The sequence below is a fragment of the Aliikangiella coralliicola genome (assembly GCF_007004725.1).
GTDB lineage: Bacteria > Pseudomonadota > Gammaproteobacteria > Enterobacterales > Kangiellaceae > Aliikangiella > Aliikangiella coralliicola.
On sequence record NZ_ML660161.1, the window covers coordinates 430,195 to 446,891 of the forward strand.

8 protein-coding genes are annotated in these 16,697 nt (G+C 42.2%); 5 read left to right on the forward strand and 3 right to left on the reverse strand.

The genetic code is table 11. The features are described from left to right. Nucleotides 1-20: 20 nt before the first annotated feature. The 3 genes from FLL46_RS04795 to FLL46_RS04805 all read left to right on the forward strand — a co-directional run bounded on the left by FLL46_RS04795 (nt 21) and on the right by FLL46_RS04805 (nt 4,873). Nucleotides 21-1,253, forward strand: a complete 1,233-nt coding sequence (locus FLL46_RS04795; protein ID WP_142892339.1) for an efflux RND transporter periplasmic adaptor subunit — start codon at nt 21-23, stop codon at nt 1,251-1,253. Between the two features lie 367 nt (nt 1,254-1,620). Next, nucleotides 1,621-3,744: a polyphosphate kinase 1 gene (ppk1, locus tag FLL46_RS04800; protein ID WP_142892340.1), complete on the forward strand. Its 2,124-nt coding sequence runs from the start codon at nt 1,621-1,623 to the stop codon at nt 3,742-3,744. 133 nt (nt 3,745-3,877) lie between these two features. Continuing rightward, nucleotides 3,878-4,873 carry a M28 family peptidase gene (locus tag FLL46_RS04805; protein WP_142892341.1) on the forward strand — a complete coding sequence of 332 codons (996 nt, stop codon included), beginning with the start codon at nt 3,878-3,880 and terminating at the stop codon, nt 4,871-4,873. Nucleotides 4,874-4,924: 51 nt separating this feature from the next. Here the strand turns inward: FLL46_RS04805 and FLL46_RS04810 are convergent, their stop codons facing one another. Beyond that, complete coding sequence (locus FLL46_RS04810) at nt 4,925-6,436, reverse strand: Ppx/GppA phosphatase family protein (RefSeq protein ID WP_142892342.1); 1,512 nt, start codon at nt 6,434-6,436, stop codon at nt 4,925-4,927. Nucleotides 6,437-6,636: 200 nt separating this feature from the next. Here FLL46_RS04810 and FLL46_RS04815 point away from each other — a divergent pair, with 200 nt between their 5' ends. Continuing rightward, entirely contained in the window at nt 6,637-7,809 is a 1,173-nt protein-coding gene (locus FLL46_RS04815) for a PQQ-dependent sugar dehydrogenase (protein ID WP_142892343.1), read from the forward strand. A 278-nt stretch (nt 7,810-8,087) separates the two neighbouring features. Further along, nucleotides 8,088-13,001, forward strand: a complete 4,914-nt coding sequence (locus FLL46_RS27795; RefSeq protein ID WP_142892344.1) for a S8 family serine peptidase — start codon at nt 8,088-8,090, stop codon at nt 12,999-13,001. Between the two features lie 687 nt (nt 13,002-13,688). Here the strand turns inward: FLL46_RS27795 and FLL46_RS04825 are convergent. Both FLL46_RS04825 and gpmI read right to left on the reverse strand, forming a co-directional pair. Further along, complete coding sequence (locus tag FLL46_RS04825; protein WP_142892345.1) at nt 13,689-14,837, reverse strand: murein hydrolase activator EnvC family protein; 1,149 nt, start codon at nt 14,835-14,837, stop codon at nt 13,689-13,691. A gap of 124 nt (nt 14,838-14,961) precedes the next feature. Further along, complete coding sequence (gene gpmI / locus FLL46_RS04830) at nt 14,962-16,476, reverse strand: 2,3-bisphosphoglycerate-independent phosphoglycerate mutase (RefSeq protein ID WP_142892346.1); 1,515 nt, start codon at nt 16,474-16,476, stop codon at nt 14,962-14,964. Nucleotides 16,477-16,697 lie beyond the last annotated feature (221 nt).

Consider the following 16,697-nt stretch of genomic DNA (forward strand, 5'->3'; position numbering starts at 1 on the left):
TAGGAAAATTTGGTGAGCCTATGATCCAAACAAGTAAATTGATCCAAAAAGATAAGCTGGTCCAAAAAAGTAAATCGATCCAGACGAGTCATACAATACAGATTCTTGAAATGATGTCTGACTTCGTAAAGAGTGATACGAGCAATTTGGTTCGACACAGAAAAACAAAGCTAGTCACAAGACAGTTTAGCAAGTTGGCCATTCTTGTACTTGGCTTGAGTTATTTTTGGGGAAGCGTTAACGCCGCAGAACAAGCACCAAGGCCGGTTCAGGTAAAACCCGTGAAAGCGATGGAGCAACAACCCACCGCGGATATTCTGGGAACCATTTACAGTCGCAACCAGGTTCAATTAACTGCCGGTGTTGATGGGAAATTAGAGTGGGTGGCGGAGCCTGGCACTTATGTAAAAAAAGGCGATTTGATTGCACAAGTCGAATTGCTGCCGTTACAGCTCAAGCAGGCGGAACAAACCGCGCAACTTAAAAGAGCAAAAATTAATTTACAGTATCTCGAACGAGAGCTGAAAAGACAACGAGAGTTACGCAAAAAAAATAGCGCGTCTCAGTATCAACTAGAGCAAACTCAATCGCAGTCAGAATTGGCTCAATCGGATCTGGAAATTGCAGAGCTTCGACTAAAACAGATTAACGATCAGCTTTCACGTGCGGCAATTCGTTCGCCGTTTGAAGGCGTAGTCACAGAACGAGTTCGAAGAGCCGGCTACGATGTTGGCCGAAGCGATGTACTGGTCAATCTTTTGGATACCGAAAGTTTAGAAGTGAGATTATTTGTGCCGGTGAAGCATTTAGCATTTACCAAGCCGGGCAGTGAAGTTGTATTATCGAGCCGAAGCGAAAACGGCGAAACTTTTCAAGTGAAAGCGAGAGCAAAAACTATTATTCCTGCTGCTGATCCACGCTCACAAACTTTTGAAATGAGAATTAATGTTCCCGAAGAAGGAAAGAACTTTTGGGCTGCCGGTCAGTTGATTAAGGTAAGTTTGCCAATCGAATCAATTCGGGCTGCGATTACTGTACACCGAGACGCGCTTATTTTAAGACGAGACGGAACTTATGTTGTCAAAATTGATAATGAAAACAAAGCACATCGTCTAAAAGTTCGTGTGGGCAAAGGCCAGGGTGATTGGGTTACAGTACAAGGTGATTTAAAGCAAGGCGATCAAGTGGCCACTCGTGGGGCTGAAAGACTTCAGGATGGACAAATTGTCGTTGTGCAATCTGCTGGTAGTTAAAATATTCACTGTCGACTAACGCTGAGTTTGTTCGACGGACTCAGGTTAGACTATCATTTCACTCTCGCATTTTTTGATTGAATTCCGAACAATAAATATAACTAAATCACATATGTCACTAAATCGTCACATAGTTGCGGTATTAGTGCTACCTATAAGCAAAGTAAGTCCTTATCCAAGTCATTTGGAAGCGCGCTAAAGTTAAGTTCTGGCGCGACTAATTATCGAGAAGTTTCCTGTAGAACCTCTTTAAGTAAAAAGTGAGTTACTAATTAACGCGTAGTATTTGTCTGGCGACAGCCCGTTATTTTTATTTTGGGTTGAAAAAAAACTGTCAGCGAAATACACATAGAGTGGATAGGATTGTATGAGTAAGCAAAAAGTTCAGCTGCCAACCCAGAATACCAATGAAAAAATACCTTTGAAAGTAGAAGTTGATAAAAGCCATTTTATTAATCGGGAACTTAGCCAACTGTTATTTAACGCCCGGGTTTTAGAGCAGTCTCTTGATAAACGTCACCCACTCCTTGAACGACTTAAATTCTTACTAATATTTAGCAGCAACCTCGATGAGTTTTTTGAAGTTCGAGTGGCTAAATTGAAGTTGCAGGTTCGTTATGGGCGGGAAGTTTTTGGACCTGATGGACTTTCGCCCAAGTCAACATTAAAGCGACTCGCTGAACGATGCCATATTTATATTAGTAAGCAGTACCAGGTATTAAACGATATTCTTTTGCCCGAGCTTGCAAAAGAAAATATTCATTTTTTAAAAAGAGAAGAGTGGAACAAAAGTCAACGTGAATGGATTCAAAGCTATTTTGATAAAGAAGTCGCACCGATTATTAGTCCTATCGCTCTGGATCCTGCACACCCTTTTCCCAAGCTGGTTAACAAAAGTCTTAATTTTATTGTGACTTTGAAAGGCAAAGATGCGTTTGGGAGGGAATCAAGACTGGCGATTGTTCCTGCACCTCGTTCGCTACCACGTCTGATTAAGTTGCCAAAAGATGATGAGAGCAATAAAGATGAATTTGTGTTTTTATCAGCAGTCATTCACGAATTTGTTGATGGCCTATTCCATGGGATGAAGGCAACTGGTTGTTATCAGTTTCGAGTAACCAGAAACTCCGATCTGAATGTGAAGGAAGAAGAAATTGAGGATATGGCTGCGGAAGTTCAAGGTAAGCTATTTAATCGGCGGTATGGACATGCAGTAAGGATTGAGGTGGTTGAAAACTGCCCAGAACATATTGTTCGATTTTTATTGGATGAATATGAGTTAACTGAGCGAGATTTATATAAATGTGATGGTCCAGTCAATTTAAAACGACTGTTCGCTGTTTTTGAAATGTTGGAGAGACCCGGCCTGGAATATCCCGAATTCTCACCGGAAATGCCACCCGCATTAGAGTCGAGTAAGTGTCTGTTTGATTCAATCAAGGCGAAAGACCATTTATTGCTTCACCCATACAGTTCGTTCAATCCTGTGCTGGATTTATTAAGGCAAGCTGCGCTGGACCCTGCGGTTATGTCGATAAAACAAACACTTTATCGCGCAGGGCATAACTCAGAAATCGTTAATATTCTCGTTGAGGCCGCTCGCAATGGTAAGGAGGTCACTGCCGTCATTGAACTCAAAGCCAGATTTGATGAACAAGAAAATCTGGCTTTGGCAAGTCGTTTGCAGGAAGCTGGTGCTGTTGTTTGTTATGGCGTTGTTGGTTACAAAACTCACGCGAAAATGATGCTTATTTTGCGTAAAGAATCGGGGGAGTTTTGTCGTTATGTGCATTTAGGAACCGGAAATTATCACATTAGAAATGCGCGTATTTATACCGATTATAGTTTGTTTAGCAGCAACGAGCAGTTGTGTGAAGACGTGCACAAAATATTTCAACAGCTAACGGGAATGGGAAAAACATTGCCGATGAAACATTTGTTCAACGCACCGTTCACCTTGAAGAAAAAAATACTAAGGTTAATTGAAAATGAGACCGAAGCGGCTCAAGAAGGAAAAAGTGCGAGAATAATAATTAAGGTTAATGGACTCACCGATAAGTCAACTATCGTGAAGCTTTATAAAGCGTCGCAAGCAGGTGTTCGCATCGATTTAATTATTCGCGGAATTTGTGCATTGCGCCCGGGTGTCAAAGGGCTCTCGGAAAATATCGCAGTGAAATCCGTTATCGGTCGATTTTTAGAGCATAATCGTGCATTTTATTTCGAAAATGCGGAGCATCAGGTCTATTGCGCCAGCGCGGATTTGATGGAGCGTAATTTATCCAAACGCATTGAAGTTTGTTTTCCAATTTTGTCGGCCAAATTGCGTGAGCGCGTTTATAAAGATTTGACACTCTTTATTACTGACAAAGGACAATCGTGGGTCTTGGACAGTAACGGTGATTATCGATTAATGACAAGTCGAACGAGTCAAAAGCTCGTTCAGCAGATATTATTAGATAAACACTGTGAAACCGCTGCGAGAGAATAGGGCGTTGGGAGAGAACTTTTTGCTAAAAATATTACGTCGAGCTTGAGGGAATTATGGAACTATTTGACAGTATTGTTGAGTGAATTAAACTTAATGCTATTTTATTAAGTGACGATAGATAATAAACTCAATCATGAATCGTTCTTTATTAGCCAATGCATTTAAGATTGTTTTTCGAATTTCTTTGATTGTCGTTATATGCTTGGTCATTATCGGGCTCGCAATCACTCGACCAACCTTTGTCACACAAGAGCCCGATTTAACGGATGATTATGTCAGTGCTGATAATTTAAAAAAACATGTCATCTTTTTGAGTGAAACGTCGGTTCCTCGGAGCAATGAGTACCCAGAAAACCTGAATAGCGTAGCGAACTATATAAAAGAAAAGTTGAGTTTGTCTACTGATGATGTTTCGTTTCAAAGTTATGTCGCGGGTGCTCAAACCTATAAAAATGTTATTGCGAAGTTTGGGCCGACATCAGGTGATTTAATAATCATTGGTGCACATTATGATGCATATGCCGAGCTTCCTGGAGCGGATGATAACGCTAGCGGTGTTGCCGGATTAATCGAACTTGGAAGATTATTAAAGACAGTTGAACTCAGTAGTCAGGTTTTACTGGTTGCTTACAGCTTGGAGGAACCGCCTTACTTCGCTAGTAAAAAGATGGGCAGTTATGTTCACGCATCATCTTTAAGAGCACACACGGTAAAAATGATGATCTCTTTGGAAATGATCGGTTATTTTAGCGAAGAAGAGGACTCTCAGAGTTTTCCCGTTCCCTTGATGGGGTTTGTGTATCCAGACAGAGGAAACTTTATTGCTGTTGTTGACCGGTTCACTGCGAATAATGCGGCCGGACTTAAGTCTGTCATTAATCAATATACTGATCTTTCTGCCTATTCGATTAACGCTCCGGCCAGTGTTACCGGCGTCGATTTTTCCGATCATAGAAACTACTGGGCGTTTGGTTTCCCAGCTATTATGGTGACAGATACTGCGTTTTTCAGAAATCGTGCGTACCACACCGTTAATGATACTTATGACAAACTTAATTACAAAGCGATGGCTAAGGTTGTATTTGGTGTTTTTAAATATGTACAGAAAATTGATAACCAGAAAAAATAGCGATGAACATTAAAGAGATTGGTACCATATAGTCGATAGAGTCCTATCTCACTAATCGTTTTTCAAATTAATGACTAATTCAAAGCCTGTTTTACGCCAGTAGTCTTGTTCGAGTTCTAACGCCTGACCGATGAGGTGATGTTTCGCAAACCATTTTTCTCTCATTACAATGGTAAAACACTGACTGTTTGCCTCAATTTTAATGTGCCCGCTTTGGTTACTTTTGCCATTTTGTCCGATAATATTTGCCAGCCTGAGAATTAAGATAACAATGGAGAGTCGTTTTATTTCTAATTCTGAAATTTGAACTTCCTCTAACGCTGTGAAGCACAATTTTCTGCGGTGGTTTTTCACGATTGCCGCTAAAACTTCTCTTTCTTTAATGGTAAAACCACTCAGCTCAGAATATTTAATTAAGTAAGCGCTGTGTTTTTGATACTGGCTATGACTTAGTGCTAATCCGATACGACAGCATTGTGCTGCCCATTCGAGGAATTTCAAGTTCTCTTGAGAGAGTGATAATGATTTCGAAGTCTTAATATTGCCTGCCAGTTTTTTACTAATCTTGGTTAGCAATTGACTTCTAAATTCGGGTACATGATATCTTTGACTAAGGGCGGAAATGCTTCTTTGGCGAATGTCTTCGGCTTTAATTCTACCAATCAAGTCATAAAGAATTCCCTCCCTCAAACCGCCGCGAGAAATATGCATTTTCTTAATTTTGAGTGCTTGAAATATCGCCAGAGCGATGGCAACACCAGGAATAATGGTTTGATCTCTGGGGGCTTTCAGGCCGGGGATTGAAATATCGTCCATATTGTCAAATTGAAGTAGGATTTCTTTGAGTGTTTTCAATCCTTTCAATGTAATTCCTTCATCGCTGAGCTCAAGTTGAATCAAAATTTTTTCTATCGCTTTGAAAGTTCCGGCCGATCCAATGACATTATCCCAAGCATTGGTTTTCAATTCCTTTTGAATGTTTGCGATTTGAAATTTTGCTGCTTTTACTGCTTTTTTAAAAGCGCTTTCCGTAACTTTATTCTCAGGAAAAAAGCGTCGAAAAGCGACACACCCCATTCGTAAGCTTTCGGCTTGTCTAAGTTTAAAGTTTCTTCCAACAATAAACTCGGTTGAACCGCCGCCTATATCAACAACAAGGTTCTTAGTATTTTGGTTGAGATTACTCCATGAGTGATTGACGCCAAGATAAATTAGTCTTGCTTCTTCAATACCTGAGACGATATTGATAGAGTTGTTTTTTAATACTTTTTCAAGTTGATTGACAAATTGTTTTGCATTACTCGCTGCCCGCAGCGTATTGGTGCCAATAATGCGCACATTTTCCGGAGGAATATTTTCAATTCGCTGTGCAAACCGGGCAATGCACTCAAGTCCTCGCTGCATTGCTTGAGGGTGAATACCTTGTTTTTTGGTCAGACCTTCGGCCAACATGACTTTTTCCGAATTGGATTCCAGAATTTTGATTTCATCATGAACCAGCGCTGCTGTGAGCATGTGAAAGCTATTTGAACCTAAGTCGATCGTGGCGTAGAGTTCTTGCATGAGTAACTGACTGCTCTTCTTTATTTTGAGTTCTGTTTTATTGAGTGTTTAACTGAAAGCTCGAATTCTACTGTATTTTTGCAATTAGTTTTACCCTATCTTGTTTTAACTTAAAATGTAGCCGATTTTTCAGAATGTTGCGCTGAACTGCGCTAATATATTAGAGTTAAAACCTGTCTAATTTTGGGGGCTGTTTCAGGATGAAAAACTTTACTATAAATTTCTTTCAGGCGATACGAAACTTTGTTAACCAACAATTCATTGCCAAACGCCAGACTAAGTCACTAATCAAGCTGGTTTTGGCCTGTGTTTCATTGACATCAGTTGCTGCTGAACAAGCGGTCTATCAACTGAAAACGGTGATAACTGGTATTGATGTTCCCTGGGGAATGGTTCAGTTCGACAATGGTGACTTTCTGGTCAGTGAACGAGAAGGAGAGTTATATTTTGTTGAGATGAGTAAGGGTAAGAAAACCAAAGTAAAGGGGCTACCAGACATTAGTAGTTCCGGCCAGGGAGGTTTACTCGATCTGGAATTGCATCCAGACTATAGGAAAAATGGTTGGATTTACTTTTCTTATTCTAGTTCGGAAGGCAAAGGCTGGGGTAGCAATACAGCAATAATGCGTGCTCGTCTTAAAGACCATACTTTGGTCGATAAAGAATTGCTCTATAAAGCGTTACCAAACTCCGTTGGCGGGCGACATTTCGGTAGCAGAATCGAATTTGATCGCGCTGGATATCTCTACTTTTCCATTGGCGATCGAGGAGATCGTGATACGAATCCACAAAACATTTCTCTAGATGGCGGAAAAATATATCGTCTACACGATGATGGACGTATTCCTGAAGATAATCCGTTTGTTAAAAACGAGAAAGCCAAAGCCGCCATTTTTTCTTATGGCCATAGAAATCCGCAAGGCATGGAAATGAATCCATCAACCGGTGTGATCTGGACTCATGAACACGGACCACGCGGTGGTGATGAAGTTAATATTGTCGAAAAGGGAAAAAATTACGGTTGGCCAGTCGTTAGTTTTGGAATTAATTATAGTGGTTCCAAGTTCACTGAGTTGACAGAGAAAAAAGGAATGGAACAACCTGTTTGGTACTGGGTCCCTTCTATTGCGCCGTCAGGAATGACATTTGTTACCGGTGATAAATATCCTCAATTGTCAGGACATTTATTGGTTGGCTCACTCAAGTTTAACTATATTGTTCTTTGTCAACTTGACGGCAATAAAGTGACTTCTCAACAAATTTTATTTGAAGGAGTTGGCCGCGTTAGAAATGTCAAGCAGATGCCAGATGGATTTATTTATATCGCAACGGAAAATAATAAAATCGTCAAAGTTATCCCAAAAAAGACTTAATAAAATATTCTTTTTGAATTTATATCCCAACTTGCAAAACTTTTAAAAACACGCTGTTTTATTTTTAATTATTTATCGCGTAATAAAAATATTTTTTGAGCAGCGTTGCATAAATTTGAACCCGCCAGATTAGGCCTTTTTGTTTGTTCATTGTGGAACGATGTAAATATTTACATAGTATACGATGAATTGACTGCTTTAGAATGGGTCGGCTGAATTTTTGTTCAGTAGTATAAAAATTATCAACCAGTGTATTAATATTCCCCAGGGAGCCCAAAGTGAATAAAAAATTAATCACGGCGGTTTCTGCTGCAATTTATTCTGCGTCTATCGGAGCGAGTGCAATCTCGACCTCCGACAGATCTGAAACACCCATGCTGCAGTCGGCAACGCCAATCGTTTCTAAAAGTGTATTTAAAAATTTTGTTAGACCAAGTATTGATCGCAAAATAAAAATTGAAGAAGGCCTTGAAGGGGCTCATGTTTATATGGTTCGTTTGAAAGCTTTGCCTGTTGCAGTCTATAAGGGAAGCATTCCAGGCTATGCGGCGACTAGCCCGACGAAAAAAAATAGTGGTAAAGGAAAAAATAATAAAGCAACAAATCAAAAACAAGCTAACGATATTAAATTTGATATTAACAAGCCGGAAGTTAAAGCCTACGTAAGCTATTTGAAAGCCCAGCAAAATCAGGTTTTCAGTAAAATAAAAAGTAAGATCGGTAATGTTGAAAAGCTGAGAACTTATCAGTACTCCCTCAATGCAATGAAGCTTAAGTTGACCCATCAACAAGCTATCGATATTGCGAAAATGAACGAAGTTGAGTTTGTTGAGCGTTCGCAACCGTTTATGTACGACACAGATACAGGACCGACGCATATTGGTGCACCAGAAGTCTGGAATGGTAATGCAACTGGTACTGGAACTTCCGGTGAAGGCATTATCATCGGTATTTTAGACACCGGTGTTAATACAGATAATATTGCGTTTGCTGACGTTGGTGGTGATGGTTACGATCATACTAATCCAAACGGTGCAGGTAATTATTTCGGAGATTGTGCAGGCAGTTTTCCAGAACTTTGTAATGATAAATTAATCGGTGTACATAGCTATCCGATTATTACTGATGTTTACCAAGACGCAGCAGTATTTGGTGCGAATCCGCCTGCGGCGAATGGTGAAGATTACAATGGTCACGGTTCTCACACAGCAAGTACTGCTGGTGGTAACGTTTTGAATGATGTTCCAATGTTAGATCGAGTTTCTGGCGTTGAAGAAAGTGATGGTGTCAATTCAACTGGCTTTGAGTTTCCTCAGATGTCAGGTGTTGCACCACATGCCAATATCATTTCTTACCAGGTTTGTCGGCCGGGAAATCGAGGAGATACCTATACTTCATGTAACTGGAATTTTGTCAGTAACGATGCGGTCGAAGATGCAATCACCGAAGGTGTCGACGTCATCAACTACTCAATCGGTGGTGGCGGTGCCTGGGGCAGTTCAACAGAACTTGCGTTTTTATCTGCACAACAAGCGGGTATTTTTGTCGCAGTTTCTGCAGGTAACAGTGGCCCAAACCCTGAAACAACTTCAAAGGGCGCTCCTTGGTATACAACAGTAGCGGCTTCAACCCATGGTAGAACGGTCCAGTTCCCGAAAACTATCGGTGATTTTACTGGTGGAGACACCACGCTGGATCCGCTTGATGGTTCGAGTGCAACGCCGGGAATTACCGCGCCAATCGTCTACGCAGGTGATTTTGACAATCCGAACGATGGCCCAGATGATGATTCTGCTCAATGTCTTGCGCCTTTCCCCGCCAATACGTTTAGCGGACAAATCGTAGTTTGTGATCGTGGTGCTATTGCACGTGTTGCTAAAGCGGAAAATGTAGCAGCTGGTGGTGCTGGTGGATACGTATTAGCCAATTTACAGGGCGGCGCAACTAATGTTGCTAACGACGTTTATGTGGTGCCTGGTATTCATATTGACGCTGACAGTGGCGATGCGCTCAAAACCTGGCTAAGTAGCGGCGCCGATCACATGGCGACTATTGCGAGTTCAAGCGGTACCTCTGTGATTGGTCAGGCTGATGATTTGGCAGGCTTCTCATCAAGAGGACCAAACTTTGTAGTACGTGACGTGCTATCACCTTCTGTCGCGGCGCCTGGCGTGTCAATTTATGCGGCTTACGCTGATCAGCATTTTGGTCATGATGTTACAGGCCCATCGCCTGCAGATTTCGCGTTCTTACAGGGAACCTCAATGGCTAGCCCACATGTTGCCGGGGCGGCAGCATTGTTGAAAGCTGCTCACCCAACCTGGACACCAGATAACATTCGTTCAGCACTAGCGCTAACAGCGACGACTGATATGCGTAAAGAAGACGGTGAAACGGCTGCTGACATGTTTGATATGGGATCAGGTCGAGTGAGAGTCGACGTGGCGGCGAAGAGCGGCTTGATTATGGATGAAAGCTACGAAAATTATATCGCGGCTAATCCTGCAACGGGCGGTGATCCAACCACGTTGAACTTACCGAGTTTTGGTGACGGCACCTGTGAGAGCAGTTGTAGTTGGCAACGAACTTTTACCGCCACACAAGATGCTACCTGGACCGCGGCTGGCGCAGCAGCTACAGGTAATGTGACAGTAACCGTTGAACCGGCAACTTTCACTTTAGCGGCAGGCGAAACACAAACTATCACGGTAACAGCGAATTTAGAACGTTCAGTACGCACCGGAGAATATGTCAGAGGTAGCGTGACATTGACGCCTGATAATGCGGAAATCCCAACTGCGCGATTACCGCTGTTTGCGCGAGCAAGAACGTCAGATGTACCAAAGAAGTTTGAACAAGATGTTCACCGCGATGCTGGTTCTATTGTTGTTCGAGGTGTCATGACCCAGGAAATTACTGAGTTTACTGCGCGTTCCTATGGTATGACCAAAGCAAATGTTGAAGAGTTATCTGCTGCACAAGATAGCGAAGCAACGACACCTTTTGATTCTTTGACTGACGGCGTTTCTTTGAGCTGGATTAATCTGGCTGAAGATTCTCCACTACTATTGGCAAGAACGGCAAACACGCTAGCAGCGAACTTGCAGTTATTCGTTGGTCTTGATGATGGCGATGGCGTACCTCACGAAGATGAAATGATTTGTGCTTCTGTGAACGCAGGCAGTGCTGAAAGTTGTGAAATCGAAAAAGTTGACGCAGGTAATTATTGGATAATCGTTCAAAACGCTCAAGCTTCTGCGACTGACGCAACTGATACTTTCGATTTGATTAGTGGCTACGTTGCCAACACATCAAGTGATAACTTGTCGGTTACAGCAGAGTCTCGAGTTGATGCTTTCTCTCCATACGACCTTCGTGTTTCGTGGAATGGTGATATGACTGAGGGCGACCTATTTATTGGTGCATTTGATTTAGGAACCGATGCGGCGAACCCAGGCAATCTTGGGGTGACTTCTGTGTTATTAACGCGCGCTCAAAACGATGTCTCTGTTGCCGTGGATAACGCGAGTCCGATGGTTGGTGACCAGGTTACTTTCACTGTGACTGTTGATGCCAACATGACGGACGAAGATGCAACTTACTTCGTTGAAACCAGTATTCCTGAGGGCATTAGCATTGACGAAACTAGCATTACTGCTTCTCATGGATCTGCTTCAGTGATTTCCGGTGGGTTCGAAGGCACTCGTGTCAGCTGGGGCGGTGTGCGCCAGGGTTTACTTGGAGTAGAACCGGTCTTCCTGACAACAGATAACACCAGTGATGCGAGCTGTACTATGCCGAACTTTGGTCAAGGTGGTGGTTATATTGATTTAGCATCATTTAATATATCACCGCAACCGCTAACTGGCGACACAGTCAGTTCGACCTTTAGCATACCAACTAACTTTTTAGGTGAAATCTACCCGTCAATTAGAATTACTGACGATGGTTTTGTCACAGTAACTACTACTAGTGGCTCGCGCCCTTGGGTTAACCAGTTACTGCCTTCTTCGGTAACTCCTAACGGTGTTATTGCGCCATTGTGGAGAGATATGCAACTTGATACCGCTTCAGGCTCAGCTGCTTATGTCGCTACTGTTGGTTCAACTTGGACAATCATTGAGTTTGATGACATGCGCCATTTTGATTTTTACGATGGCAATCCCGCGATTGACGATGTGCTCGACTTTGAAATTGTGATCAACAACGTCACTGGTGACATCATGTTTGGATACGACAATGTAACTCACAATGTTGGTAATGGTTTGCCGACAACTGTTGGTTGGGAAAATGTTACTGGAACTTCAGGTGCTAACCGAATTTACACAGGTTCAGCGGGTGCTCAAGTTGGTAGCGTGACCGATATCACTTCTGGCCTGATCATTTGTAATCGTTTGCAACCTGTTGATGATAGCGCGGTAACCATTACCTTTACCGGTACGGTTAGTGCTGATATTGCAGGTGCTGATTTGACCATCACTGCGACCAGTGAAAGTTCAAATATCGGCGCGAAAGCGGAAGATTCGACGACTTCATTAAAAGTGCAAAGTAATTTAGCGCTTACCGCAATTGCCGATGGCACCGTCGCTGAAGAAGCAACTTTGACTGGCGTTACTGTTGAATATACCGATGTTGATTCAGTTGATAACACCATCACGGTTTCGTCAGACAACGGTAGTATGGCTAACTTAAGTGGACACGCATCTGGTGCTACTTTCGATATCACACCTAATGAGAACTTTACCGGTGATATGGTTGTGACTGTAACGATCACTGATAACGAAAAGCCAACCGATAGCGTTAGCACTTCGTTCACAGTTGCTGTGACACCCGTTAATGATGCACCTACCGCCGCGTTGAGTTACTCGGAGAGCTTTACCAACGCAATCAACACCTTGACGTTAACGGCTGTTGGTAGTGATGTTGATGGTGATGACTTAACTTATAGCTGGAGCCAAGTTAGCGGACCTTCTGTGACAATTACTAATAGTGACATGGCGGTTGCGACTGTTTCTAATGCAAATGCTGAAACTGGAACATTAGTATTTGAGTTGACTGTTAGTGATGGCACATTGGAATCGAAAAGTACGATTTCGGTTGGTGTGACGCAAAACCGAACTTCCGGTAGTGGATCGGTAGCCTGGTTGTTATTGGTTATGCTTTCGCTAGTTGGTTTGCGGCGACGAAGATAATCAGGTTGTTAACAATTAAGTTTTATTTTGCTTAATTGGTAATCTGAAATGATAAAAACTCCCGGCGAATGCTGGGAGTTTTTTTATGCGGTAATTTTTTGAAATTTAAAAGCGTTTCGCACCGTTTCACTTGCGTGCGAGTTACTTTTTTCAAGAGCAAAAAAAGTAACCAAAAATGCCCGTACGCTTGGCCGCTAGGCAACGCGAATACGCTGGTCATGGAATCTATAATTGTTCTTTTGCGCCTTCCCACTCGTTTTTAATGGGCTTCCTACCAATGACTGTTTATGAAATAAAATTAAATTAGCGGATGAGCCTTGGAAGCTAAAAGTTGCAAAAATTTGCTGGCAATTAAACATAGTCTTAATAGATTCTTCGCCCAGCGGCTATAACGAGCTTGTGGAATACATGACTCATTGGATAAAGCGGAAAAATGTCTGAGGGAACCGAGTTTTTTTCCGCCCAATGAGTCGCTTTCAACGAGAAATGGCGGCAGAGGCTTATCTAGTCTTACACCAAGTAACAGATTAGTTATTTTCAGCGAAAAAGCCTTTTTGCCTTCTTTTGTGGCTTTGGACAAAAGAAGGTCGCACGCAAGCAAAGCGGTGCGAAACGCTTTTGAACTTATAAAATAAAAAATACAGTTCTAGATTGCATCGATACAAATAAAACCATCAAAGTAACAAACTATTTAAACCACTTTCTCGGATTAAAAGGCTTCCCTTGACGCCTCAATTCAAAATAAAGCCCCGGCAATGACTGACCACCACTTTGCCCAACAGTCGCAATAGCTTCGCCAGACTCAACCCAATCCCCAACTTGCTTATAAAGCGCCTGATTATACCCATACAAGCTCATATAGCCTTTACCATGGTCAATGATGACCAATAATCCAAATCCTCGAAGCCAATCGGCGTACACCACACGGCCATAATGAATTGCGTTGACGGCGTTGCCTTCATTAGCACTAATGACTACGCCGTTGCTTCTTATACCTTCTGCAACTCTGGCGCCGTATCTTTGTGTGGTTTTTCCTTTCGTTGGCCATCGGAGTTTACCCTTGAGTGGACGCAATCCTTCTAATGGTTGTGTGAAGTCAATTTTTTCAATGGCTTCTCTGACCGAGTCGATCAATTGTTGCAATTCTTTTGCATTTATTTGCAATTCGGTTAATCGCTCGCTTTTCGCTTCGATTTCTTTACTGAGCGCATTGACCAGCTGTTTTCGTTTCGCTTTTAGTTTTTTGAGTCTTGCCGTTTCTTCTTCTTTTGATTTTTTGAGAATACTTAATTCCAGAATTTCGGCTTGAATTTCACGATCAATATTTTCCAGATTTTTCAAGGTTTGTTGTAGCTTCGCGACTTTTTCCGTTCGAGCTTTATTCATATAGTCGTAGTAGACCAGCATTCGCCCCAGTGCTTCAGGATCTTCCTGGTTGAGCAACATTTTCAGATATTCTTGTCGACCGCTAATGAAAGCCGATTTTATTTGTCCCGCCAGTGCTTGTTTTTGTTCTGTTTTATTTTTCTCAAGATTTTTTTGTTGGCGATTGAGTGTTTTTAGTTGCGACTCTTTTTGAATGAGTTGTCGATTGGTAGAGCGGAGAATTTTGGTTGCTGTCGCAATTTGTTTTTCGGAAGTTCTAAGGCGGGTGATCGCTCTACTTTGTTGTTTGCGTTTTGACTTGAGGTTTTTTTGTAGATTGTCAATTTCCTTTTTTAATTGTCGCAGTTCTTGTTTCGCTTTCTCACTTTCATCTGCTGATGCACTCCAGCCAGATATCGATGTCGCCAGCGATAAAAGTAAAACTAGATAAAACCCCAACTTAAAATTCAAATGACAACCTATTTATTTTTTAGTTTATTTCTTATTGATAGTTAGTGTCCCAAATCAACGACTATTTTCAATTTCTATTTCGTTAAAAATAAATTTTAGTATTAATCGTTAATCTGGAAATTAACTAGTCTGCTATATTCATTAACGGTGTTCCAGTCATCTCATCTGGAATGGGTAGTCCAGCAGCCGCTAATAGTGTCGGTGCTACATCCGATAAGACGCCATTTTCTTTCGTTGGTTCGGCATTTCGGCCAACATAAATGAAAGGAACCAGAAAATTGGTGTGAGCCGTATGAGGTTGACCTGTTTCATGATCACACATTTTCTCTGCGTTGCCATGATCGGCAGTGATAAACGCTTCGCCACCAGCAGTTTTTAGCGCATCAATAATTCTTCCTAAACATTTGTCCAGGCAAGTGATTGCTTTTACGGTGGCATCAAAATTACCAGTGTGACCCACCATATCAGGGTTGGCGAAATTACAGATGATAAAATCATATTGACCAGACTCAATGGCAGCAACAAACTTATCAGTGAGCAGGGGAGCATTCATTTCCGGCTGTAAGTCATAGGTAGCCACTTGTGGACTAGGAATGAGTTCGCGATCTTCACCTTCAAAAGGAGTCTCGACACCACCATTAAAGAAAAAGGTCACGTGGGCGTATTTTTCAGTTTCTGCTATACGTAATTGTTTTTTGCCCAAATCCTGTAAATGCTCTCCCAGTACCTTCGGTAAGTGCAAAGGTCCATAAGCGCAAGGTGCTTGAATGTCAGCTGCATATTGAGTCAGCATAACGTAATTAATATCCAGGCGGGTTCGTTCAAATCCGGTGAAGTCTTGATCAACGAACGCGCGGGTGATTTCTCGCGCTCGGTCAGCACGGTAATTCAAAAATAAAACTGCATCGCCAGACTCTATTGGTGCTGGCTCGCCAATCACGGTAGGCTTTACAAACTCATCAAATTCTTCTCTGTCGTAGGAGTTTTGCAACCCTTCAAGTGCGGTCTCGGCTGTGTAGTCTGAATGACCCGAAACGAGCATGCGGTAGGCCAATTCAACACGTTCCCAGCGTTGGTCACGATCCATCGCGTAATACCGGCCGGTTAAACTTGCGATTCGCCCAACACTTAGTGACTCAATCGATTCAATATACTGAGCCGCGCTTTGTGGTGGTGTATCACGGCCATCTAGAAAAGCATGCAAGTAGATTTTTTCAGCACCCAAATCTGCAGCTAGCTGACAGGTTGCTTTGATATGATCAATATGACTGTGCACGCCGCCGTCTGATAGCAAGCCCATCAAATGGACTGCTTTACCGGCGCTAACCGCTTTTTCTATTGCTGATACAATAGTCGGATTTTGCTGGAATTCTCCGTCTTTAATTGCCTTGGTGATGCGAGTGAAGTCCTGATAAACCACCCGGCCTGCGCCGAGATTTAGATGTCCAACTTCTGAATTTCCCATTTGTTGGTCTGGTAATCCAACATCTTCTCCTGAGCCGGAAATGAGCGTGCGAGGGCAGTTTTTCCAAAGATCATCAAATACTGGTTTGTCTGCGGCCATGATTGCGTTGGATTCTGGAGACTCGCTATGACCCCAGCCGTCCATGATGATTAGTGCGATAGGTCTTCGTTGCATACGTAAATAAATCGTCAGATTAGGGGTGAATTTGCGCTTGATTATACACTAATTCATTAAGATGTGACTTATTGCTAAGCACTTACAAGACAGTCATCTATAATAAAGGGTTATTTAGTTCTGACGGGGATTCATTCTTTAAACGGTTGGACTGAATTGGAGCGCTCTGTGCGCTTAAAAATAACAATAATCAAGGAGATAGGTTGTTCTTTGGCCAATTA